18 protein-coding genes are annotated in these 24,978 nt (G+C 41.3%); 3 read left to right on the top strand and 15 right to left on the bottom strand.

Going from position 1 to position 24,978, the window contains the following annotated elements; all coding sequences use genetic code 11:
- Positions 1-134 precede the first annotated feature (134 nt).
- From N7E81_RS12150 to pyrE, 8 genes are all read right to left on the bottom strand, one after another.
- Complete coding sequence (locus N7E81_RS12150) at positions 135-1,595, bottom strand: sulfatase family protein (protein ID WP_263049856.1); 1,461 nt, start codon at positions 1,593-1,595, stop codon at positions 135-137.
- A gap of 201 nt (positions 1,596-1,796) precedes the next feature.
- A complete protein-coding gene (locus tag N7E81_RS12145; protein WP_263049855.1) occupies positions 1,797-5,957 on the bottom strand; it encodes a hybrid sensor histidine kinase/response regulator transcription factor in 4,161 nt (1,386 codons plus the stop codon).
- 127 nt (positions 5,958-6,084) lie between these two features.
- Positions 6,085-7,566: an arylsulfatase gene (locus N7E81_RS12140; protein ID WP_263049854.1), complete on the bottom strand. Its 1,482-nt coding sequence runs from the start codon at positions 7,564-7,566 to the stop codon at positions 6,085-6,087.
- 111 nt (positions 7,567-7,677) lie between these two features.
- On the bottom strand, positions 7,678-9,363 hold the full coding sequence (locus N7E81_RS12135; protein ID WP_263049853.1) for a hypothetical protein: 1,686 nt from the start codon (positions 9,361-9,363) through the stop codon (positions 7,678-7,680).
- A gap of 17 nt (positions 9,364-9,380) precedes the next feature.
- Complete coding sequence (locus N7E81_RS12130) at positions 9,381-11,114, bottom strand: RagB/SusD family nutrient uptake outer membrane protein (RefSeq protein WP_263049852.1); 1,734 nt, start codon at positions 11,112-11,114, stop codon at positions 9,381-9,383.
- Positions 11,115-11,127: 13 nt separating this feature from the next.
- Entirely contained in the window at positions 11,128-14,217 is a 3,090-nt protein-coding gene (locus N7E81_RS12125) for a SusC/RagA family TonB-linked outer membrane protein (RefSeq protein WP_263049851.1), read from the bottom strand.
- Between the two features lie 156 nt (positions 14,218-14,373).
- Positions 14,374-16,263, bottom strand: a complete 1,890-nt coding sequence (locus N7E81_RS12120; RefSeq protein ID WP_263049850.1) for a right-handed parallel beta-helix repeat-containing protein — start codon at positions 16,261-16,263, stop codon at positions 14,374-14,376.
- A 519-nt stretch (positions 16,264-16,782) separates the two neighbouring features.
- Positions 16,783-17,433 carry an orotate phosphoribosyltransferase gene (gene pyrE / locus N7E81_RS12115; RefSeq protein ID WP_263049849.1) on the bottom strand — a complete coding sequence of 217 codons (651 nt, stop codon included), beginning with the start codon at positions 17,431-17,433 and terminating at the stop codon, positions 16,783-16,785.
- Positions 17,434-17,565: 132 nt separating this feature from the next.
- Between pyrE and N7E81_RS12110 the strand changes: the two genes are divergently transcribed.
- Complete coding sequence (locus N7E81_RS12110; protein WP_263049848.1) at positions 17,566-18,246, top strand: NUDIX hydrolase; 681 nt, start codon at positions 17,566-17,568, stop codon at positions 18,244-18,246.
- On the opposite strand, the gene coaD is transcribed toward N7E81_RS12110, so the two are convergent.
- The 4 genes from coaD to N7E81_RS12090 all read right to left on the bottom strand — a co-directional run bounded on the left by coaD (position 18,243) and on the right by N7E81_RS12090 (position 20,767).
- A complete protein-coding gene (gene coaD / locus N7E81_RS12105) occupies positions 18,243-18,701 on the bottom strand; it encodes a pantetheine-phosphate adenylyltransferase (RefSeq protein WP_263049847.1) in 459 nt (152 codons plus the stop codon). The genes N7E81_RS12110 and coaD overlap by 4 nt on opposite strands.
- Positions 18,702-18,716: 15 nt before the next feature.
- Positions 18,717-19,607 (bottom strand): DUF3822 family protein, encoded by an 891-nt coding sequence (locus N7E81_RS12100; RefSeq protein ID WP_263049846.1) that lies wholly within the window; start codon positions 19,605-19,607, stop codon positions 18,717-18,719.
- A gap of 8 nt (positions 19,608-19,615) precedes the next feature.
- Positions 19,616-20,206 carry a hypothetical protein gene (locus N7E81_RS12095; RefSeq protein ID WP_263049845.1) on the bottom strand — a complete coding sequence of 197 codons (591 nt, stop codon included), beginning with the start codon at positions 20,204-20,206 and terminating at the stop codon, positions 19,616-19,618.
- Positions 20,207-20,275: 69 nt separating this feature from the next.
- Positions 20,276-20,767, bottom strand: coding sequence for an NUDIX domain-containing protein (locus N7E81_RS12090; protein WP_263049844.1), 492 nt, complete (start codon positions 20,765-20,767; stop codon positions 20,276-20,278).
- 42 nt (positions 20,768-20,809) lie between these two features.
- Between N7E81_RS12090 and N7E81_RS12085 the strand changes: the two genes are divergently transcribed.
- Positions 20,810-22,207 carry an ATP-dependent DNA helicase gene (locus N7E81_RS12085; protein WP_263049843.1) on the top strand — a complete coding sequence of 466 codons (1,398 nt, stop codon included), beginning with the start codon at positions 20,810-20,812 and terminating at the stop codon, positions 22,205-22,207.
- A gap of 34 nt (positions 22,208-22,241) precedes the next feature.
- Complete coding sequence (locus tag N7E81_RS12080) at positions 22,242-22,655, top strand: DUF1573 domain-containing protein (RefSeq protein ID WP_263049842.1); 414 nt, start codon at positions 22,242-22,244, stop codon at positions 22,653-22,655.
- Between the two features lie 83 nt (positions 22,656-22,738).
- On the opposite strand, the gene N7E81_RS12075 is transcribed toward N7E81_RS12080, so the two are convergent.
- The 3 genes from N7E81_RS12075 to N7E81_RS12065 form a co-directional block, all read right to left on the bottom strand.
- Positions 22,739-23,110, bottom strand: coding sequence for a VOC family protein (locus tag N7E81_RS12075; protein WP_263049841.1), 372 nt, complete (start codon positions 23,108-23,110; stop codon positions 22,739-22,741).
- A gap of 63 nt (positions 23,111-23,173) precedes the next feature.
- Positions 23,174-24,088, bottom strand: coding sequence for a hypothetical protein (locus tag N7E81_RS12070; RefSeq protein WP_263049840.1), 915 nt, complete (start codon positions 24,086-24,088; stop codon positions 23,174-23,176).
- A 129-nt stretch (positions 24,089-24,217) separates the two neighbouring features.
- Entirely contained in the window at positions 24,218-24,889 is a 672-nt protein-coding gene (locus N7E81_RS12065; RefSeq protein ID WP_263049839.1) for an ABC transporter ATP-binding protein, read from the bottom strand.
- Positions 24,890-24,978 lie beyond the last annotated feature (89 nt).

The raw sequence follows: 24,978 nt of genomic DNA, 5'->3' as shown, positions 1-24,978 counted from the left end.
TATTCGAGCGTCAAAAGACAGGCTCAAGTCACACAAAAACATCCTACTAGAATGAAAGAAGAGTAGCGGCCTTCTGTATGAGAAAGAGAAGTGGGGGTACTTTCCACCCCACTTCGTCGCTTTTTTGTCGGGTCCTATTTTACAATAAAGGGCTTGCTAGATGAAGCGAGACCTGGCTCTTTAAACTTTTCTAGCTGAACAAATAGTTCCTTTTGCATTTTGTCTGCCGTGGCTGCATAATTTTTGTCGTGATAGAAATTGATAACCTCATCAGGATCTTTTTCTAAGTCTAGCAGCCAAGGTCCTTCCTTCTTGTCAATCACAAGTTTATACCGATGATCTACAGCGGCTACCCACCATCCTCCAGACTTGGCGTAGTATGTGATACGATCCGAAACCACCTTTTTGTCTTTGCTAGTAAAATCTGCTGCTGCATTGATCCCATGAAACGGAATCTCATTTTTCGCTCCCATCAATCCTAAAATTGTAGGCGCAAAATCCACATTGGTATAGGCGGTCTCTATGACCTTGCCTGACGGAATCTTGTCTGGGTACCTGATCACAAATGGGATTCGGGCAGAAGACTCATATGGTACACCTTTATTTCTTCTATTGTGTTCGAAAAACATATCTCCATGATCAGAGGTAAATACTACGATGGTATTATCTGTGAGACCATTAACTTCTAAAAAGTCTAATATTTTACCCACACTATCGTCTATTTTTTTCACCATCCCAAAGTATTGTTTGAGCGCTTCACCATCAAACTTATTCCCTTCGTTTTTATCGTCAGAAGTAGCTTTGCCCCAAGCAGGACGCTTGGCTGCCAACGCTGGAGACATGGTCTTCGGGGCAGTAGGATTCATAGCTTCATACATCTTGTCGTAAGGTGCCGGAGCCACATCTGGTGTATGAGGGTCTGGTATCGACAGCATCACACAAAAAGGTTTGTCTTTATCTCTTTCTAGAATTTCAAGGGTTTTATCAGTAAAATAATCTGTAACATGCACTGCATTTTTACGATCTGTATCTGCCAGTTTTTCAAACTCCCTTTCCCCTATTGGTTTTACTCCATTTGCGGTCTGTAGAAAATATGGGGTATGCCCACCTGTCATCATGAAGCGATTGTCCGAAAAACCCGCCTTGTAAGCAATATTAAATTTATACTTATCGTGTCCTGCCAAGTGCCATTTTCCTACATAAGAAGTGGCATACCCTTGTTCCTCTAATACTTGAGCAAATGTGGTTACATTTTCACTCAAGTGAAGTCCATTCTTGGGAGCTCCCGTCGCCTGTGGATACAAGCCAGTAACCAAGGAGGCACGAGAGGGTGTACATACAGGAGAGGATGCATAGTAGCTGGTACATATTGCCCCCTCTTCGGCTAGCTTATCAATATTTGTGGTATTCACATTATTGCCCTTGCCCCATACAAAAGCCTGATCTTCAGCAAGTAACTTTTGATAGCAGCTCAAAGTTCTAAAATTGTGTTCATCCGTATGCACGATGATGAGATTAGGTTTTTTACGGCCTTGCCCTAAAATCGTAAAGCTGTACAATACAGCCAGTACCATTAGTGTTATTTGTCTTTTCATATCAGTATTTAAACATAAGCCTCTCTCAACAAGGGCTTTCTAAGTTTTGTTTTGTATTCAAATATTCTATGTAGACTGTCCAGATTTGTATTTAATAGTTCGTTTGATGTTGTCTGGAGTAAGTACAAGTAAAAAAACACCAATCACACAGGCTTAAGTGGTGATATGGAGATCCTCTTGCCCCACTATATGCCCTTGTTTCTAATTGTTTTTTTCAGACGTGCCTGAGTATTTGTTCAAGGTCTCTGTGGCGTATTTTCCTGGAGAAACTCCGTATTTAGCTTTAAACAACTTGGCAAAGTGTGTACGGCTTTTAAAGCCAGTCTTGGCATGTACCTCATTCACTGAATAATTTTTTTGCAATAAAAACTCAGCAGCCTTTTTCAAGCGATACATTTTCAACAGTTCGAATGGCGTCTGATTGGTCAACGCTTTTACCTTTTGGTAAAAAAGCGTACGGTTGAGGTAAAGCTCCTTAGCAAAACTGTTAATGTCTAGTTCTTCATTGTCCAAATTTTCGGCCAAAAGGCTATAGAGTTTTTCTAGAAACGCATGGTCTTTGCCTGTGGTCTGAGTACGCTCTAATCGCAGAGGCAAATCGACCTGAAATCGTTCATGCAGTTGCTTGCGCGACTTGAGTAGTCCCGTGACAGTGGAGACTAGGTACTGTACATCAAATGGCTTATTGATATAAGCATCCGCTCCCTTATTGATCCCTTTGATTTGATCTTCGAGGGTAGAACAAGCCGTGAGCAAAATCACAGGAATATGACTGGTTTTAATGTCTTCTTTGATGCTTTTGCACAATTCGAAACCATTAAGTTCAGGCATGAGTACATCGCTAATAACTAGGTCTGGCCACTCTGTTTCCAAGGCATCCAGACACTCTTGTCCGTTAGTAAAAGTTTTGAGTTGAAAAAAATTCTCTAAAATACTGGACACAAAGGCTCTCATATCGGTATTGTCCTCTGCAAAAAAAATGACGGCGTCTGCACATTCCTTGTCTAGCTCCACACCAGAAAGATCTACCTCTTCAAATGCAAGCCCCTTTCTTTGATAACTCTCTTCTATCTGCAATACCTCCCTTTCTAACTGGTGTTGCACTTCTGAGGTCTGCTCGCTAATAACAGGCAAACGCACCGTGATCGTAGTGCCTTGACCCAGCTCGCTTTCGGCGCTGATATAGCCATAGTGCATATCTATGAGCCTTTTGGAAAAAGCCAAACCTATTCCTGATCCACCAGAGTATATCTTGTTTTTAGCATGCGACTGATAAAATCTCTCAAAAATATGAGGCAAGTCTTCGGTATCTATACCCTTTCCCGAGTCCTTTACTGAAAGGATAAGGTGCTCTCCTTTTCGGAAATATGAAATGACAATCGTATCGTTTTTTACTGTGTATTTGAAGGCATTGCTCAGTAGATTATCCAAAACCTTACCCAACTTGTCTTGATCTGCCCACACAAAAATTTCATCTTCACCACATTGTACGGACAGTTTTTTATTTTCGCTAGAGGCCATAAACTCAAAATCAGCCATTAAGCTTTCTACAAACTGGTTGAACGAAAATAATGTGTAATTCATTTTCAAGAGATTCACATCTGCTCGTTGAAAATCGTGTACCTGATCGACTAACTGCAATATCTTTTTTGACTGTCTTCGTACAATCTCTAATTTTCCATTTACTTTTTCATTATCTCTAAACTGTTCAAACAGCATATTGACAGGCCCTGAAATAAGCGTTAGAGGTGTTTTGATCTCATGAGAAATATTAGAGAAAAAGCGAAGCTTGGCTTCATTGACCTCTTTCACTTTATCTATTTCCAATTGATCAATATGCAACTTGTGATTGAGCGACTGGATCCTCGTGATCACATAGATCACTATATAACAGGCTAAGGCAAAAAGCACGAAATACAACACATAGGCAATTGGTGTCTTCCAGATGGGCGGAGTGATGACTATTTGTAATTTTTTAGGAACCGTCCAGTTGTTAGACGTATTAGAAGCCATTACATCAAGTTCATATTTTCCTGGCTGTAAACCATTATAGGCAATATGGTTTTGACTAGAAGGCACTTCTATCCACTCTTCATTGATAGGAGCCAGTTTGTACTTGAGGTAGTGATTACTTGGGTTAGAAAAGTGAAGAGACAATACTTCTATAGAAAATACATTTTCGTTGTATTGAAGCACTATCTCAGGTTTGTATGCTAGAGTCTCGTCTATAAGCACATAATTATTGACCGTATCACCTGGCAAAATTCTTTGATTATACAATCGGAAATCTCCGAATTCTAACTGTGGCAATTCTTCGACAATGGGTATGTCCTTGGGATTGAAGGTAATAAACCCTCGCTGACTAGAAATAACCATGATTCCGTTATTCATACTGGCCGAAGGGTAATTGAAATCCTCGAACGGCAGACCATCTTCTTTTCTGAATACTCGAAAAGTATTGCTTTTGGTATCAAATTTATTGAGGCCAATATTAGTGGATATCCAAAGGTTGTATTCCTCATCATACAATATAGATTTCACCACATTGTTTGATAATCCGTGTTTTTCCGAATAGGACACAAAGGTTGGGTTTGTCTCACTATTGATGACCTTGCATATACCTCCTCGCTCAGTACCTATCCACAGATCGTTGTTTGGCAATCGTAAGATGGATGTCACAAAGTCGCTCGACAGCGAATGAGTATCTTTATTGTCGTGCTTATACCTTTCTATAACATGGTCTTCCAATGGTTTGTCTCCTGCCAACCAAATACGGTACAAACCATCCTCACTCGTACCTACCCATATACAATCTAAAAGGGGGTCGGCATAAACGGTACGTATGATTGAAATTTTGTTTTTTTCTAAGGCAGGGTGAGCATTGATAGACTCTATGTTTTTTACTTTCCGGTCTTTATCAAGCGACAGCCTATAGAGATCGTCTTGTCCCCCTATCCAAATATTCCCAAGGCTATCTTCTACAAACCCACGAGAGGCTCCATTTTTGAGCTCTTTGAAATCTCCTACATCTATAACCTCAAGTTTGCGCTGCCCATGCCTTACTACTACTACTCCCAGGTTACTGATTTTCATCCAAATATCTTGATGAGAATCCATAAGTAAATGACCTATAAATTGGTTAGTTCTTTTGGGAAAGTCGAATGGCAATGGTTCAAATTCGAAACTTTCTGTATTGAAAAGCCCGATGCCCCCACGAACAGCAGAGATAAAAACACGCTTGTCGTCATATGGCAGAACACTCGAAATAAAATTGGTTCGGATGCCATACGGATTGTTCTTGTCCACGACGTAGCTTATGAACGGGTTGGGCTGAAGGTTGAACCTATAAATACCCAAGTTGAAAGTCCCTAACCAACAACCATTTTTTGGTGAAATAAACACCGTACTTGCTCTCAGGCCCTCTTTTTCTTGGGCTATAGCTACAGAATACTTTTCGCCTGCTTTGAGCGATCGTGCATCTGTTACTTTCAACATACTATTATGCAACATACTTGCCCAGAGGTTTCCATTCTGGTCTATCTGCACACTATTGAAATTATACCCCTCCAGTCTTCTGGTAATGGCTAATACGTCAAAACTATCTTCTGTAGATTTGTGGTCTACAAACACCAATCCGTCAGGTGTAGTCACTACAAAAGAGGTATCATCCAATGGCCAAAATGAACTAGCGTATTGTACGCCTTTAGCTACTCTAGTGAATTCATTTTTACTCAGATCAAAGCGTATGAGTCCTTTGCTTGTAGCCAAAACATATTGCTCTCCATTCACCTTGATCACATCCAGTATCAAGAGATCTTTGCCAAGTTCTGCCTGAGGTAGTACATGATCTGTGAGTTTGTAGTCTGTATTGAATAATAGAATCCCATTTCCTTCAGTAGTACAAATAATGGGGTCATTTTCTTGTCCTATCCATATCTTTCTAATCACTGTTCGGGTCTTGCTACCGTCAGGGTTTTCATTAGAAAACAAGTGCTCAAATTTATCCTTTCTAAAGTCATAAAGTGTGATCCCATCGTCGGTACCTATCCACAACTTCCCCCGCTTGTCTTCATTGAGAGCCCTTACTCTATTACTGATCAAATAGTCTTCATCAAGGGTGTTTTTATATTTTCTAAACTCATAACCATCATACCGATTGAGGCCATCATAGGTGGCGACCCAAACAAACCCCCGAGAGTCTTCATATATATCGGTGACTCCATTATGAGCCAACCCGTCCGAAATCGATAGGTTTTGTGTAGAAGTGAGCTTGGCATCTAATGGCTGTGCTACTACTTCTATCCCAACGATTGACAGGAATAATATTAAAAAAAATCGCACGTCAACATGCCTTTCTCCCATTATATCATGAATTGATTGTTCACACCTAAAAATAGTATTATTTCTTAATAATTCTAATGAAAGATCAAGAACTACCTAACCAGAATAGGTGTGAACCAATCGGCGGTTTAAGCCTGACAACAATCAATTATTTGTCTTCGAAAGGAAAAAGTTCTGAAGGTAAGCTAGCCGACTGCATGGCTGCTTGTAGTTTGGCAACTATCTCTGGGTGATCTGCCGACAAGTCATGAGCTTCCGCTGGATCCGAGGATAGATTATACAATTCAAAATTGCGTTTCTTGCCCTTTGTCAAGTTATAAGCCACACCTTTCCATTGTCCCATCCGAATGGCTTTGCGACCACCTGCCGCTGGAAATTCCCAATACAGGTATTCGTGCACTTCTTGGCCGCTTTTTCCCAGTAGTGTAGGCAGAAAAGAAATACCATCTGTATGGCTTGGTACCTCCACTCCGACTAGTTCGGCGAAGGTAGGCATCATATCCCAAAAAGTAGACACATGGGTAGAAGTGGCTCCTGCGGGTATATGCCCAGGCCAAACTGCTATAAAGGGTGCACGAATACCCCCTTCGTACAAATCTCGTTTGTATCCTCTAAGTCCTGCTGTACCATCAAAAAAATCAGGGTCAGCACCGCCTTCTACTGCAGGCCCATTATCACTTGTGAATATCACTATGGTGTTGTCCGATAAATTCAGTTCTTCCAATTTGTCCATGATTTGTGCTACATACTGGTCTATGCGTGTGACCATGGTAGCATAGACAGCATGAGGAGTAGCCTGCGAACAATATTTTTTGGGTACTATATCTGGCCCATAATCCGACAGGTAATCATGTGGCATTTCAAAAGGTTTGTCTTCGATATACCTGCCTTCAAACCTCGCCAAAACACTATCGTTTGGTGAGATCAATTCGGCGTGTGGCAACACAAATGGCACATAAGCAAAAAAGGGCTCATCCTTATGATCTTCTATAAACTGAAGAGTAGCTTCCTGAATTTTGTCTGGAGCGTAAGTGACCGTTTGTGTGTAATCATTCCCTTCGAGATATACTTTTTCTTGATTGTGCCACAGGTATGATGGATAATACCTATGGGCCATTCGCTGACAATTGTATCCATAAAACTCGTCAAATCCCTGCTTATTTGGGTCTCCTTCAGTGCCCACAAAACCTAATCCCCATTTACCAAAAGCGCCTGTCTTGTACCCTGCATTTTGCAACATTTCGGCTATGGTAATAGAAGCCTCAGGTAAAGGAATTTGACCTTCAGTACCCAATTCTTTATTTCCTCTAATGGGTGTATGACCTGTATGCTCACCCGTAAGTAATGACGACCTCGAAGGCGCACATACGGCCGATCCACTATAGTGCTGTGTAAATCTCATCCCATGCTGAGCCAAGGCATCCAAGTGAGGGGTTTGAAACTTTTTCTGACCATAGACACTCAAGTCTCCATATCCTAAATCGTCGGCCAAAATATAGATAATATTAGGCCGGGAGGCCTTTGTAGTGGCATGTTGCTGCTGACTACATGCTGTAGCCGACACCATAAGAAGTGAAAATAGCGCAGACCATACTCCGTACGCATTTATCAATGTATAATATCTTTTCATCTGTAGTTTTCCCCCTGTATCACTGAGGTGGTTTCCTTTAATTCTATTTTTAATAAAACAGTAAACTCTCATTCAATAACTGAATGAGAGTTTACCAACTAAAATCAACTATTAAGGTCTTGTCTCTAGTGGAATGAGGTTCCAATCATCGAGATACACGGTCTGTGTCACAGCATCAGCAGGGTTCAGACCTGGTGTAAATACATAATCCAATCTCGTTTGATTATCTGTATCCAGATCAAAAGAAATATCTATGCACAACTGTGTCCAAGTATTTCGTGGCACGGATGCGATATCAACAGCCTCTACTATAGGTGTCCCTCCATACTTCGCACTTTTTAGTGATAGTGTGGTCAGTGTGGTACCCGTAGGTATATACACCCACACGCACGCACGGTAAGCCTGTGCTGGTAAGACTTTGTCTCTAACATTGGTACCTTGGAGAATGATGTTATTACCATCCATCCCCGTAGCTGGCGACTCAAATTTCATAGCAGCCAAACCAGAATGCGTGATATCTTCCACACGGTTCCACCAGGCAAAGGGTACGTTATTGTTGCCTACGAAATACCCTTCACAATAGGCATTTTTAACGTTGTCCTTGAAGGTCTCAAACCCAGAGAAATAATCTGGCAATACACCTGCTTCAAAACTCGGCGCCAATGACTCTGGGCCAAATGCTTCCAGTTCTCGTGTATCTACTGACTGGATACTACCTAATCCATCGTATGATACTTTGACTGTATCAGTGTTGTAGATCGGAGCGGTAAGTGCCAATACAATCGAAGTCATGTCGTTGGGATCTAGTGTAACATCTAACACGTCAATATCTTGATCAAACGCACCATTCTTGACATGTACAGTAAAATTGCCTGCGGTACCTTTCACAGAATTTTCAGTGACTTCTCCACTCACAGAAAAAGTAATAGCTCCATCCCCATTCTCGACCAGATTGCCTGAATACACAAACGGCTGACTCGAAGGAATACCCTTGATTTTCAAAGGAATGATTTTGCTTGCATTTGCACTAGGCATAAAATCACCGCTTCGATTGGAGGTCATCTCACCTGCATAGTATTCTCCCAATTTGGTGTATAGAAACGTTACTTCGTTGCCCCTTTTCTCCTCAGAGACATCTCCAGATGTGAGTGTCCATGTGGTGCCAGTAGGTCTACCTGTAGTAGACACCGACTCATACTTGAGTGTACCGCCTACCTCTACATTGACCATAGGCCATGAGGCCGTATCTGCCAGCGATGGCATGTCGTCTTCTGATACGCTGAGCACTTCTACGTCGTCGGCATATACCTTGAATGCTGGTGCAAGATCAGCAAATACGTCGACAACAAAAGTGGTATCGATAACCCAAAGGCCGTCAATTTGCTCTGCATACAAGGTATCGGTATCTAGAGAAAACCAAGCCACTGAATCCTCGAAGGTATTGTATAGCTGAACGGTTTGCTGCCCAGGTTTAGAAAACAAGACATGTACATCTGAAGACTCAGATTCCAACCCTGCATTGGGAATGATAAACTTATCATATACCGAATCCTTTTCTGTAAATTCTGGTGTTAAGAAATAGCTACTGTCAGTAATTACCCATTTGTGTGATAAGGCATTTTGCGACAAGTCCATAAAGGTGAGATAATTATTGACACTCAAATTGAATGTAGCCACACCCTGCTGTCCAGTAAACCAACTTATGTCACTGTACTGAGGACTGAAGTCCTCTTCTTCTTCACAGCTCATTATGAATAGGGAAAACATAAGAACTGATATTTTAAATATATTCTTCATTTTGTTCTCTTTTAAAATTATTGTGAACTGTTGTTTCTTTCTTCTTCCAAAGGAATCGGCAGGTAACCATGTACTGACTCGATGTAGTTGGACGCTGCCAGATCATACTCGTAGTCGATCACTTCTTCATTGCCTGGAGCGACTCCTTTGTTCAAGTAGGCTTTGTTGCGTTTGGCAATTCCTCCAGCCTCGTCTTTATATTCAAACTCAGTCAAATAATAAGTCTCTTGAGCCAATTCTTCGAATCGCTGCTTGGTGACTCCCCATCTTCTCAAATCGATGGTACGAATGGCATGACCTTCGGCAGATAGCTCCAGTGGTCGCTCAATGTACATCAGGTGCTCCATAAGCGTGGTAGCATCATACGTCACGCCGTCATAATCGTCGCCTGTGGCCTGATCAGGCCCTATCAGTTGGAGTGCCCATCGATCTCTGATTTTGTTTATATGCGTGATGGCTCCAGCGATATCATTGTTTTGCTGGATCAGCGCTTCTGCCAACATCAAGTGAACATCTGCCAGTCTCATCACGGTGACGTTTCTTCCTGATTTCCAATCGGTACCTCCAGTATCACCTTCAGACGCCGCTATGTCATGATTGGTGTACTTTTTCCAATAAGAAGGTGTCAAACTGTTGAAAGCGATGCCCTGAGGCACGGATGATTTGAGATAGTATGAGGTCACTGTGTCCTGTACCAAAGCGATCATTTGCGAGGCTCTCAACGACACAGGTCTCAAATTTCCATTTACGAAATTTCTAGCATCTTGAGTATTGAGTGGCTCTTTTTGATAGGCATCTGTGATCCAAGCAGAAGGAGAAAACCTTTCATTTCCAGTATTCACACTAGCTCTAGCCAGACGACTAGATAAACTCTCTTCAGTCCATTGAGACTCATCCAATTTGAAATCTACCGTATAATTGATTTCGAATATCGCTTCACGATTGTTCTCCCCTGCTTCTGTAAACAACACCGAATGATCCTCCAACTGGTAACCATAATCTGCATTATTGATTACATCCTTGAAAACGGTAATTGCCGAATCATACTCTGCCTGATACAAATAGCTGGTACCCAATGCCGTAGCTGCCGCACCAGCAGTCGCTTTATAGGCACCCGATCCATCGTCGTTTTGGGCAGGCAAGTTTTGATAGGCGTATTTCAAATCCGCTCTAAAAAACTTGACCACCTCCTCTGAAGAAGACGTTTCCAAATTGAAATCCTCTAACGAGGTAGGTACATAATCTCTGATAATAATTTCGCCATTATTGAACCCTGAGTGCAAATAGAAATGCATGAGTCCTCTCAAAAACCTAGCTTGTGCCATTTGGTTTGTCCAGCGTGCTTGGTCTGCCTTCTCCTCTTCAGGCAAATTTTCTAACCCTTCGATGACCTGATTGGCAAAGAAAATAACCTTGTACTGTGACTCCCACCTTTTGGTAGACGAAGGGTCGGAATTCAAAAATTGCTGATAGTACCATTGTGTAAGCGGCCCAGATGGATTGGTTCGTATGGTTGCAAAAGCCAAGTCTGATCTCACTGATTCTTGGATAATACCCAATAAATCATGATGCAAGAGACCACTGTAAGCAGAAATAAGTGTGCTTTCGGTTCTATCTAAATTACTCCAATAGTTATCGGTAGACGGCCCATTAGGATTGACTTGTTCTAGTCCAAAATCCTCATCGCTACATGACCATACAGCTATACTGCAGAGGATCATGAATATATTTTTTACTAATTGATTTTTCATATCTGATATCATTTTAGAATCCAATTTCTATACCCATGAGCAGCATAGCACTCACCGGATATACACCTACATCCATTCCTCTTTGGTTGATATTATTACCACCTACTTCTGGATCATACCCTGTATAGTTGGTGAATGTCAGCACATTTTGACCAGAAGCATAGATACGTGCTCGGCTTAGACCCACTTTGTCTGTGATAGATTTTGGCAAGGAATAGCCTAGCGTTACCAATTTGAGTCTGAGGTAGGTACCATCTTCTAACCATAGGTCAGTCGTACCTCCGTAGTTGGGATGCGCTTTGCTTTGGCCTCTATAGATTGGCAAATCTGCCGAAGTATTGACGGGTGTCCACATGTTCATCAGCCCTTGGTGTCGTCCTTCCGAATAGGCAAAGGCATCGTTGCCATTGATGACTTCATGCCCTACAGAAGCGTACCACTGCATGGCAAAATCGAAGCCTTTGTACGAAGCGTTCATATTGAAACCTATTTCATAATCTGGCAAACCGCTACCTGCATAGACTTGATCCTCTACATTGATGACACTGTCACCATTGACATCCACGTATTTGAGATCTCCCATTTTTGCCGTTCCTACTATCTCTTGATAGGCCGCAAGTTCTTCTGGCGTATTGATGACACCGTCCGTCTTGTGCAAGAAGAAAGAACCAGCCTCATGCCCTACTGCTGTCGCAGATACTTGAGAGTTGGGATCACCAGTCACGGTAGTTCCTCCATTATTGAAGATCACTGTTGACTCGCCATTGATAGTCGTGATTTCGTTTCTATTTTGAGCAAAGGTCATCCCCATATTCAATTTGAATGGGCCTCTCATCAGTCGATAAGTGGCGGCCAGTTCATATCCTCTGTTGGTCATATCACCTACATTTAGGATTACGTTAGGATTAGAAGGGTTGGTTCCAGAGTGAGATGGCACACCATTGGATGGTGCCAATCGTATCGGAAACAACATGTCCTTTTTCTTGGTATCGTAGTAATCCGCAGTCACGGTCAGTTTGCCATTGAACAAACCTAAGTCTACTCCAAGGTTGGACTGAATACTGGTTTCCCATTGTACCAAAGCATTGGCGTAAGCCTTTTGCGAACCACCATAACTAATATCCGTGCCGTACACATAATCGGTACCAAACTCGATGATCGGACTATAGGCATAGGGTGCAAAACTTTCGTTACCTGCAGTACCATAACTAGCTCTGATTTTGAAAGCATTGGCTACTGCCGATACAGGTGCCCAAAATGCTTCCTCGGACACATTCCAACCTACAGATACAGAGGGGAATACTCCCCAGCGATTATCCGAGCCAAATTTGGAAGAACCATCACGACGAACACTAGCACTTAGCAGATACTTACTTTTATAATCATAGTTGAGTCTACCGATCAAACCGAAGCTTCGGATGGTATAATTGACCCCTGAGGTGGCTCGTTCGGAAATTGTACCATTGTTGAGCACGCTGATTTCGGGATCTGTAAGTCCTTCTCTATATGCGGTAAAATCTTCATTGGTACGCTCATCCCAAGTGAATGATGCCAAAGCAGTGAAATTGTGTTTGCCTACACGCTTATTGTATCTGGTCAAACCAGTCCATGCCCAATTGGTCTGTCTCACTGTTCGCATTTGTACCAGCGACTTGGTGGGGTCTACTTCTTCCTCTCCAGTTTGCACATTGGTGACACTATAGGGTGGAACAAAAGAATCAAAAAGTCTATTGGTCACTCCTACCCCTACTACAGAACCTATCGTCAACCCTTTTATGATTTCATAATTGATATCCAAACTTCCGTTGAACCGATCAGTTTTGATATTGTCTTCTCTTTTTAGTCTTTGCAATACGCTATTGACTCTAGTCTCCGAAGGACCACCAGCGACCTCTACTGACTCGGTATCTTTGTCGATATATGGCTGATATGGCTCGTATTTGATGGCGTAGGTCAATAGCCCTGCTCCCGTGCGGTCGTTGTTTTCATGTGTATAAGCCAAACTCGATCTTACCGATAGCTTTTCCCCTTTGTATAGGGTCGTCAGCCGACCATTGTACCGCTCGAAGAATGAGTTGACCAGTACACCTTCCTGATCGTAGTAGCCAAAATTGGCACTGTAGGAAAAATCCTTTTGCCCACCTGACACGCTCAAATTGTAGGTCATGGTAGCGGCATTGTCCACCTGTACCAAATCCCGAAGGTCTGTATCATTGAGCAACCAAGCTGGGTTTTTCGCAATATCTGAGCCTTTGGTTCCAGGCGAATACTTGTCCAAGTTTTGTTCGAAATACAAAGCCTGATCTGTATTCATCAATGGCAGTTCGTTGTAAATCTTGTTGACGCCATAAGTAGAGCTAAAATCGATCTTGGTGACCCCTGCTTCTCCAGATTTAGTCGTGATGAGAATCACACCCGCGGAACCTCTCGTACCATAGATAGCAGCAGAAGCGGCATCTTTGAGCACATCGATAGACTCTATTTCATTGTTTGGGATTCTGGGATCACCATCTTGTGGCACACCATCCACCACGTATAGTGGCGTATTAGAACCGTTGATAGAGGTTACGCCTCTGATAAGGATGTTAGAAGCAGCTCCTGGCTCACCTGAGCTAGCGACTACGTTGACCCCAGCAATACGCCCCTGCAAGGCTACGCCAATATCTGATGCTACGATGCCATTGATTTCTGATCCCTTAAGGTGTGCTACTGCACCTGTCACTTCCTTCTTCTTCTGTGTACCGTACCCTACTACGATCACCTCATCCAGTGTTTCTACATCTGGTTCCATTTTAAGGCTTATGGTATTGCCTGTTACTTCCAGTTCTTGAGAGAGCATCCCTATAAAAGAAAACTGAAGTACGTCTCCTTTGTTTGCTTGTATCGAAAAATTACCTTCGATATTGGTCACCGTTCCTTTTTGTGAGCCTTTCACGATGATACTTACACCAGGTATAGTAGATCCATCTTCCGAATCCATCACTACACCTTTTACCACCATCTCCTGAGCCACAGCTCCAAGTACCGTCAGGAGCATCAACAGTCCCATAAGCAAGGTGCTGCTCACAAGCTTACGCTTGTTAAGTAAATATTTGTGTTCCATAATATTGTTAAGTGTCTTTGTTATTGTTTTTTTAATCATGGCGTACAGCCACCAGCCTTAGCAATAGCACTCATTTAAAAGAATCCGATTCGTAGTGCCCAATAAAATAATGTAAAGTGTTCATTCATATGTTATTCATTTACGTTAGAATTTTTATTAAAAAGTAAGGCCTGCTCCCTCTTCATCTGATTCGAAAAGAGTAGTCGCACGACCTCTATATATGTTATTTTCAAATACCAATTGGCTAGAAGACCTCACCTTAACTACAGGGTTTTCTGGGAAAAGCTGAGGAAATGTGCCTGAGTTGTTAATTTCATTTTCTGAAAACTCAAACTTTTCAGTATTGTTGATTTCTAAAATCAGATTATCAAATTGATTGAATGTATTGTGGGTGACAGTGATGTTTTTAAAAGCCACATTTTCGTTATCATCGTCGGTAACCAACCGAATAACACCCCTATTTTGTCCACTATGAGTACAATCTTGAAAAGTATTACCCGTAATCAATAATGAAGAAGCACTACCCGATTCGTACCAATGGCTACTCTCTACTGGCAGTAGAATAGCTTCCATTTCAGTATGAAACTTATTGTTTCTTACCACAGATTTTTTAGGTGTAGAAATGAGTAAACCTCGCGCTCTGTTGCTGCCGATGTCACAGTTTTCTACTAACAGCTCTGGATAGGCATCTAGATTTTCTAATAAATCTCCTGATTCTAAATCCTCTGGCAGTTTTTCTTTGAATGTCAGTATTTGATACCTACCATTCAATACCTCTATATTTTCTAAAGTAAGCTGAGCATAAGGGAAAAAGGATTCATCCAGCTTCAGCAGCCCTAATTGATCTCCTGGCCTTCCGATCTCAAACCCTAGCTGCTGATAATGACCAATACGTATGCCTACCTGTCGATCTCCTAAAACATCCATAACCTCTTGGTAGGTTCCGTGCACATTAAGACCATCATCCAGCTGGTTATTGAGTGTGCAATTTTTTAGCGTTACCTGCCCACGACAACCTACAAAATGCGTAGCATCGGCAGTAGCAGACACCATTCTGCCATTGGAAGGTATCACGTTGAAATTGTCGAGGGTGAGGTTTTCTGAATTTTCAGCAATCAACCCCATGCCTCCAGCATGATGTACATTCACCTGATTCGCACTGAATCCTACCGTGTGCGTGATTCGAATAGCAGGTGCTATTCGATTTTGACTTTGCTCACCTTTGGCTGCCAAAATCATTCCTACTGGTGGTAGTTTCTTTTTGTGGTTAGCAATACGTACCCGACCAGGTGCCACTTCGGTCATTTCAAGTTGCCACTCCCTATTGAGCTGTTTCAATGGTGGCGCATTGTGATCGGCCTTATATTTATGAATAATCGGTGTAGCTCTTTGAGCTACTGGCAACTTAGTATAAGAGGTTACTGGTGTGTAAGATTCTGTATCAAAAGCAATAGCATTTCTCATAGGATCATACAGAATAGACTGACCAATTGTATGCTCATAATATTCTTTAATAAAATACACCTGTCCATTTCTTATCTCATATGGGTATTCGTCTGAAATCTGAATATCAAAAGTGTGGTTTGCCTCATCTATAGCGACTACTTCTGCTTCGCTGTGAAATGTCTGAGCCCAATCGATAGACAAATTTTGTAATGAGATATACTCTGAATGCTCGATAAGAAATGGCACCATCCTACCATGAAAAATAAAAGTAGACCCCTGTCCATCGATCGTAATATTTTTTTTGTTTGTGATCGGAAATGCAGTGCTTATCAACACATCATCATGATTAGATATATGGCAAAAAGATTCAAGCCCTTTATCTGGATAAAAATGATAAGTACCTTTTTCGAAAGTGACTTTGGTAAATGGTTTTTCGTCGTAAGCTAAAAACTGCTGCAAAACTGCTGCAGTAGCATCCTTCGATATACTCGTATCGAATTGAATTTTTCTTGAGATTTGACCGACATTCAAAAAACTTATGATGCCTAAACTACCTATCGCCAACCCGATCAACAAAACTCTCCGTGTCTCTTTTACCATCTTTACAAAATCTATCTATGGTTCTCATTTATACCAATGTAAATGTTGATTTTTAGCCCTCGGAGTATGTAGCTAGCAATAAGGACAATGTAGCCATCAGTCAGAAAAGCGAAAAAACAGGCCTCAAAGCACTTAAACGGCTTGTTTTAAATAATGATTTTTCTGTTGGTAGATTAAACCTTTTGTAAAGAGCTGAAATTGTAATGACAGGAATTGAACCATTGACCAACGTATTAAGTGGATACTTCCATAAATCCCTTAATATATAGATTAGAGCATACCACCAAATTGACTTTGAGAAAAGCCCTTTGGGGTTGCCTACTTGAGCCAAACAAACCTAGCAGAAGACTTGGTAATTGAGCATAAAGACTCACAAGAGTCGCATCATATTCACTGGCGTGAATGGACTCTATATGTTCTTATTTGATGAATAACTAATAAGATTTTTTAGCACTGAGCCTTTGGAGTAGAATCTTACGTTTACTGAATCCTTCCTTTTACTAGGAGGACTTGTTCGGCCTAGCCTCTCCAGTTTTCTGGCTCCATCCTCCAAGAGTTGAGCGAATCCAATTCGTCACTTTGGATCAAATCCGAAGACACCGCAATATCCAATAGTGAATGATAATCCGACAAGCTAAAATGAGGAACTTTAGCCTGCATCAAATTGCGATCTGCGTGAGGAAAACCATAAGTAAAGATGGCGCCCAATCCAAGCACTTTCATTCCTGCTTCTCTCAAAGCTTCAATCGCTCTAATCGAGCTTCCTCCTGTAGAAATCAAATCTTCAATAACAAATACATTTTTACCTTCCTGTACCTGCCCTTCTATGCGATTGGTACGACCATGCGACTTGGCTTTGTCTCTCACATAGATGAATGGCAATCCCATCTCCTCGGCAATCAAAGCACCCTGAGGAATCCCTGCGGTAGCTACTCCAGCTATAATTTCAGTATTGGGATACTTGGCCTTAATCTCCTTCACAAAAGCATTTTTAATCAACGTACGCAATGCTGGGTACGACAGTGTCATACGATTGTCGCAGTAGATAGGCGACTTCCAACCTGACGCCCATGTAAATGGATCCTTTGGTTGCAGTTTGATGGCTTTGATCTCTAGTAATTCTGTGGCTATCTGAGCACTTAGTGGAAGATTTGATTCGTTATTCATCATGTGGCGAAATTAGTAATATTTTAAATCAAGATTCCTCCGCACTCATGAATTATAAAAATTGAAGAAAAATTAATGGGTGAAATTGTGAATCTCAAGGATTTTTAACCATGTTCGCAAGTACTTCTTATTGAAATGAAAATATACATCAACGATATTCCTGTGAGGATTCGCGACAGAGAACGCGAGTCTAATAAAAAATTTGACGTAGTACTCGATAGTGACGTGGACGATATACAAGCCATCAAACTTAAAGGTAAGATTTTGATCAAAGAAAAGTCGAACGAAGCAATCAATAAGCTTCTCAAAATCATGACCGACAAGAAGTACACTAAGATTAAGCAAATCGAAATCAGAGTAAAAAACAAAGTCAAAGCACAAGAATACCTAAAGGGAAAATTCGATATCGTACAGGCTGCGGGTGGAGTCGTAGAGAAAGATGGAAAAATCCTATTAATACTCAGAAATGATCTCTGGGATATTCCTAAAGGCAAACTAGAAAAGAAAGAAAAACGACACGAAGGAGCTGTCCGAGAAGTAGAAGAGGAAACTGGTGTAAAAGTGCAGTTGGAAGAAAAAATATGCGCTACTTGGCACACGTATATTCGCAACAAAAAATATGTACTGAAGAAAACATCTTGGTACCGCATGACTTGTCTGGACGACACTCAAATGACTCCACAAAAGGAGGAAAACATCCAAAAAACCGTCTGGATGACAGACAAGGAAGTAGACGTAGCCTTACTCCATTCTTACAAAACCATAGAACGTGTAATTGAAAAATACAGAGCTCGTATACTTCAAACGGCAGATTAAAGCTCGTATGGAATAAATGGGCTAATGTCCCCGTCGTATTTGTGTACTTCGCGAATAATCGTAGAGCTGATGTGTGCATACTCTGGCGAAGTGATTAAGAAAACGGTTTCAAGTTCTGCATTCAAGTATCTATTGACCTGTGAAATGCTATTCTCGTATTCAAAATCTGTAGTATTTCTCAACCCACGGATCAAGAAAGTCGCATCCGTTTTCTTAGCCAAGTCGGCTGTCAGCTCATTATAAACAATCACAGAAATATTGTCGCCTGGTGAAAAAGCGGATTTCACTCGATCTACCATATACTCTACTTCGAAATAACGCGATTTAGCACTGTTGTACCCTATGGCAATAATAACCTCATCAAAAAGCTTCAAGGCTCGGCGCACAATATCTTCGTGTCCTTTGGTAAATGGGTCAAAAGAACCTGGAAAAAGAGCAGTTTTCTTGTCCGCCATCTATCTCGCTAGGGTTTAGTCGCAGAGATAGACACTCAGCAAGTCAAAATACTGGTGATCAGCTACCTCATCGAAGTGGTAATTAAATTTGAGATTAGAAGGGCGTTTACCAAAAGAGATATTACCGATATACTTAGCAAACATCTTGTGGTGATCAGACCCTTGTACAATATTCCCCCATAGGATTACTTTCTGTGTTCGTTGATTCAAGTTAAATTCCTTGAATACCAGCATCACATATTTTAAATAATCCTTGGCTTCCTTTATTGAGAACTGATTATAGTAATGCAATTTGTGATTCTCTGACACAAAAATATGCATGATACCACGGTCCAAAATACAATACACGATTTTAGTATCGCTCTGCGTATTGTACTTCAAAATTCCTTCGATCAAAGCACTACCTTGGTGAATCACTTCAATTTCTTTATTAGGGTACAAAGAATTGATCCAATTGACCATTCGCTTATCTCCAGCAAATGCATTGACCACGTTAGAGGCACTGTGTTTGTAGGTATATTCTCCCTCTACACTTTCATTGATGGTACAGTTGAGCGTCAAATAATCTCTGACCGAATCCTCTACAAAATGTGTGGCTGGTACCAATGAAAATTTATGACTCTTTAGGGAGACTTTAATAGAATGCCAAAAACCAGCCATCAGCAAATGGTGGTTTTCAAATAATTTGGCTAATACCTGTAACCTCGCATTGATCGTCTTCACATCCTGAAGGATATAATCCTCCAGCAATAGACATGCGTGGTTACGGGTATCCGTGACGCAAAGTTGAAAATCACGAATCCCTATTTGCATCGAAAGACAGTAATTATGTAGTTGGTCTACATCAAAATTACTGTCTTTGATTCTTTTTACGAGTTTGTATGTTGCGCTATGTATAGCTTCCAAATCTTATATTATTCCCAGTTTCCTGCTGTGGTGATACTTGTTCTAGATCCAAATCTCAATGGCTTTTTGGTTCTAGCTTCATTGTCTTCTTTTCTCTTAGGATCAACAGGTGCGGTATTCCACACTTCTACTACATCCACTCTAACGTTACTCTTTTCAATTTTGTCTGCCCACATAGCAAATTCTTTGTCTGTAGTACCAGGTACGATAGACATCGTTACTAAATCAAAGTTTGGATACTTATCAGCAGAGAACAATGAATCTTTTACAGCTACAGTGCCTAATGTATCTATTTCTACATAAACACTATCTGCACCATAATCTAAGGTAATGATATGTTCAATTTTTGAGGTTAAAAAGAATTGACCTGAATCCACAAAGCTCTTCAGCTTATCCCAATCACTAGTATATTGACCATTGACTGCTTGGTAGGCAATTTGCGCTTCTCTAATCATGATCAGCTTATCAATAATTTGGCGTTCCATTGTGGCTATTCTATCAGCATCATCAATCGATTTGTAAATGCTGTTGCCTAAAAACCCCGCCAAGAAAAGCGATAGGACTAAAAAACTTATTGAGATTATTCTTGTCTTCTCCATGCTTAAATTTCGATTTTTTGCAAGTATAAATATTTTTTAGAGTAATTCTGCCTTAAAGCAAATGCTATTTTAAGGATTCTTTCCAATATTAAAAAATCCTCGAATCTTAAAAAGTTCATCCATCGATTCAATGTCGTGCAACAACCGATGGAGACAGTTTTTATTGAGCAATTTAAGCTCTTCTTCGCCCATCCATCGAGCCTCCTCCAATATAGTGCGGCCTTTCATTTCGGGATCTAAACCTAGCCGTAAGCTACCACCAATTTGTTCTACTGCAAAGAATAATTCGACAGCATGCAATGGCGGCGCTATAAACTCATTCACACCCAAGAATGCACTTGGTTGAACCTGCAAGCCTACCTCCTCTTCAAACTCCCTGACCAAAGCCTCAGTCGCCGATTCTCCTACTTGCACCCCTCCACCAGGCGGCAACCACAATTCATCTTCTTTATTCAATCCAGTATGATTCAACAAAAGTATTTGTCCATTCTGAACCAAGACCCCCATGACACGGACACGCACTTGATTTCCAAAAATACTTTTGATTTCTTCTGATCCCATTCTCTGAGGTGGCTATACTTGCGCTAAAATAATCAAATACTCTTGCCACTACCCTCCGAAATATTAAGAAACAAGTTTGAACACCAACCGACGGACAGTCAGGCCAATGCATTTTTAGCTATTGACCAATTTATAGCTGCTAAGACGACCAAGCCAACTATGATTCTGAAAGGATACGCAGGTACAGGCAAGACTTCGATCGTAGCTACGCTAGTAAAGGTGCTCCCACTATTCAATTACAAATTTGTCCTGTTAGCCCCTACTGGTCGAGCAGCAAAAGTGATTAGCCAGTATGCCAAGAAAACAGCCTATACTATTCATAAGAGAATCTACAAAGCCAAGTCTAACCAAGAATCTACAGGCCCTGTATTTAGTCAAACCAAAAACTACCAATCCAACACCATATTTATTGTAGACGAGGCGTCGATGATTAGCTCTGAGGCCGATTTCAAAAGCAAAAGCCTACTCAACGACTTGATTCAGTTCGTTTTTGAGAATGAAGACAACAAACTACTGCTCGTAGGCGACACAGCACAGCTTCCTCCCGTACATCAAGACAAAAGCATGGCGCTAGATCGTGAGCACCTGACAGATACCTATGGACTAGATACCATCGAAAGTGTGCTGACTGAGATTACCCGCCAGGCTGAAAACAGCGGTATTTTATTAAATGCGACAAGCCTCCGAGATTGCCTTTCTAAAAAAGAAAAGAAAGTTCATTTCAACACTAAATCGCACAAAGACATTTTCCGCATGACGGGAGAAAAACTGGAAGACGGCCTCCGCTATGCACACGACAAATACGGGCTAGAAAACACCCTTATCATATGCCGATCCAATAAAAATGCTGTGATGTACAACCACTACATTCGAAATTCACTTTTCTACAAAGAGGATGAGTTGGACGCTGGAGATCTGCTCATGATCGCACGGAACAACTACAACTTCGCTACGGATCAGGTGCCTTCTGGCTTTTTGGCCAATGGAGATTTTGTGGAAGTATTAAAAATAAAAAGAACCGAAGAACTACACGGGCTCCGGTTTGCCGATGTAGAAATCCGACTAACAGACTACCCCGATTCGGAGCCATTCGAAGCCAAGATCATACTCGATGGCTTGCATAGCTATACACCTGCCCTCACACAAGAACAAAATCAAGCCCTTTACAAAAGCGTATTGATTGACTATGCGGGCATGCCCAAAAGGCAACAAAAAGAAGCCATGAAGGAAGACAAATACCTAAATGCGCTACAAGTAAAATACGCCTATGCGCTCACTTGCCACAAAAGTCAAGGGGGGCAATGGGATGCCGTATTTGTGGATCAGGGCTATCTGGGCGATGCTGAAATCAACAATGATTTTATCCGTTGGACATACACAGCCATCACACGAGCAAAAAATGAACTTTTTCTCGTTAATTTTGACACCAAATTCTTTTAGAATTACGTTGAGTTAAAAAACTAAATAACTAACAATGAAATATGTATTAGCCTTGGCTGTTTTGATTAGCCTATCGTTCGCTGCCACTGCACAAGATGCAGAATTGGTAGCTCCTACCCCTCCGGGACCATTCATCAAGTTTTCTGAAATGTCGCATGACTTTGGCGATATCGAGCAAGGCGAAAAAGTAGCCTACACTTTTGAGTTTACCAATACTGGCGATGCTCCAGTAGTCATTACCAATGTACTAACTACTTGTGGCTGCACAGCTTCTAGCTGGCCTAGAGAACCAATAGCTCCAGGAGGATCCAGCAAAATAGACGTGACTTTCAATAGCACAGGAAAAATCGGTCACCAAAACAAGGTGATCACCGTCATGAGCAATGCAACCAACAACCCTGAGCGTGTCAAAATCGTGACCAACATTTTGCCAAAGTCGGAAAGTTAAATAAACAAACGAATCGAGGAGTCACCAACGGATAAGCCCTTGGAGACTTCTCCATCGTTTCTCCTCACTCAGCTGGCTAGTCTTTAGACATGTTGATCCACTAAGATCATATTGCCATCTGGATCCATCACCATCATACTCGCAGGACCTTGGGTTTTATCATCTGCCTCCTGTATAAGATCAGCTCCGCTTTCCTTCAGCTTTTGCTGAATAGCCCTCACATCGTCGAACGACTCCAATGGCGTAGCTTCCTGATTCCAACCTGGATTGAAAGTGAGTAAATTCCCTTCAAACATACCTTGGAACAATCCTATTAAAGTTTGTTCATTTTTCATAATCAGGTAATTCTGCTCCATGCCTCCAGCAAAAACAGCAAAACCCAGATTCTCATAAAATACTCTGGATACCTTGAGGTCCTTTACGCTCAAGCTCACAGAAAATGCGCCTAGTTTCATATTTGTATGGTTTATAGTTTAAATCATTCCTTTTACAAACAACAAAAACCGGCTCTGCCCTAATTAAAAATCAGCCCGATGATAGCTGATCGTTGTCCCTTCATCTCTGATCGAAAAGTAATTGCTATTGGGCATAGCAAGTGTATAACTCTGCGTATTGGCTTCCAAGGTTATTTGACTTTCATAACTCAAATTGAGATCAAAATGGCTACTCCCAGCCACATTAACCATCCAATACACAAAATGATGATTGGTCTTGTCGTAAGTAATGACACTTTTTTTGTACAACTGATCTTTCCGAAAAAACCTTAATTCCATCGTGTACGGAAATAAAACTTCTATCTCGCAAGTACTCTGATCTGTTCCGTTGTATTTGCCAGGCATAAGATCAAAAATAGCATCCGTATTTTGTAACGAGTCAGTTTTAGGGTATACCTCGGCTGACAGCCTGATCACTGTCTCAAAATGGCGCTTACAGTCTTCTGCTTGCGCAATAAAATCAGCATTGGATTTAGGAATCGGAATTTGTAAAAAAAACTCTTTAAAAGAAGGCTTGCCATTGTACAATTTCTGAATACGCTGCGCTTTGCCAATGGCATCTATATGCAGCACTTTTCCTTTCACCACACGGCCTTTGTTTTCTTTGACCTCTTCTATATGTACCGAAGTCAAATCCAGTTCCCTAAGACTCACCACTCGATCGAAATACACTTCCTTGTCTGTAGCATTAGGTACGTCCGAACTGGAATTTTTGATGTTGATTTCACCATTTTTAGGGTTGTAAAAAAACTTATTATGCCACCATTGTCCAGTAGAGGGGTTTTGATAAACATACTCCAAATTTGTTTCGATCCAGCTCATTGCTTCATCAAACTGCTTCTGATCCTCCTCTGGCATTTGTCCCTGAGCCTGAAAATACACCATGCTACACAAGGCTACACAACTAATAATCTTCTTGATTTTTCCTTCCTTAATCATGGAATATTTTTTCAATGTTCTCCTTTTTTCGTACAAAATCAAATATAGGCAAGCTAGCATGGCAGACCCAATCAGGCACAAAAAAACCGAAGCGAGTGACTTCGGTTTTTTTGTGTTTGTTTGCTTCATCTATTTTCCATCACTAATGATGGCGCCATCTTCGAGCCGAACAATTCTCGAACCATATTCGGCACACTTTTCAGCATGTGTCACTTGAATAATCGTCATGCCCTCATCATTTAGTTTTTTGAAAAGCTGCATAATTTCTTCCCCTTGCTCAGAATGCAAATTGCCCGTGGGCTCATCGGCAAGTAGCAGTTTGGGTCTTCCTATCAATGCTCTAGCTATACCTACCAACTGCTGTTGCCCACCTGAAAGCTGCTCGGGAAACAAATCTTTCTTAGCCACTATCCTAAACTTGTCGAGCATTTCGGCCACCAAGGCGGCTCTCTCTTTGCTCTTAACTCCACGGTAAAGCAGTGGCGTTTCTATGTTTTCATACACGTTCAACTCATCTATGAGATGATAGGCCTGAAATACAAACCCAATGTATTCTTTGTGAAGGTTTGAAGTTTTTCTTTCGTTGAATTTGTGCACTGGTTCGTCGCGAAAGTAATACTCTCCCGCCGACGGTCTATCGAGCATGCCAATGACGTTGAGCAAAGTAGACTTACCAGAACCTGACGGCCCCATGATGCTCACAAACTCTCCTTCCTTTACTTCAAGATCGATACCCTTGAGAATAAATGAGCGCTGAAACTTGGAATCGACGTATTTATCTATATCCTTTAGCTTGATCATAACTTTATATTTTGAAGTTTTTTGACACTTTCTAAAAGTAAGAAAGTAAAGAAAGAAACGAAAGTCGGCCTAAGGGGTTTGCCCGTCTA

The sequence above is a fragment of the Reichenbachiella carrageenanivorans genome, assembly GCF_025639805.1.
Lineage (GTDB): Bacteria > Bacteroidota > Bacteroidia > Cytophagales > Cyclobacteriaceae > Reichenbachiella > Reichenbachiella carrageenanivorans.
The sequence above is the reverse complement of the archived record's forward strand: the minus strand, read 5'-3'. Positions and strand labels throughout refer to the sequence as shown.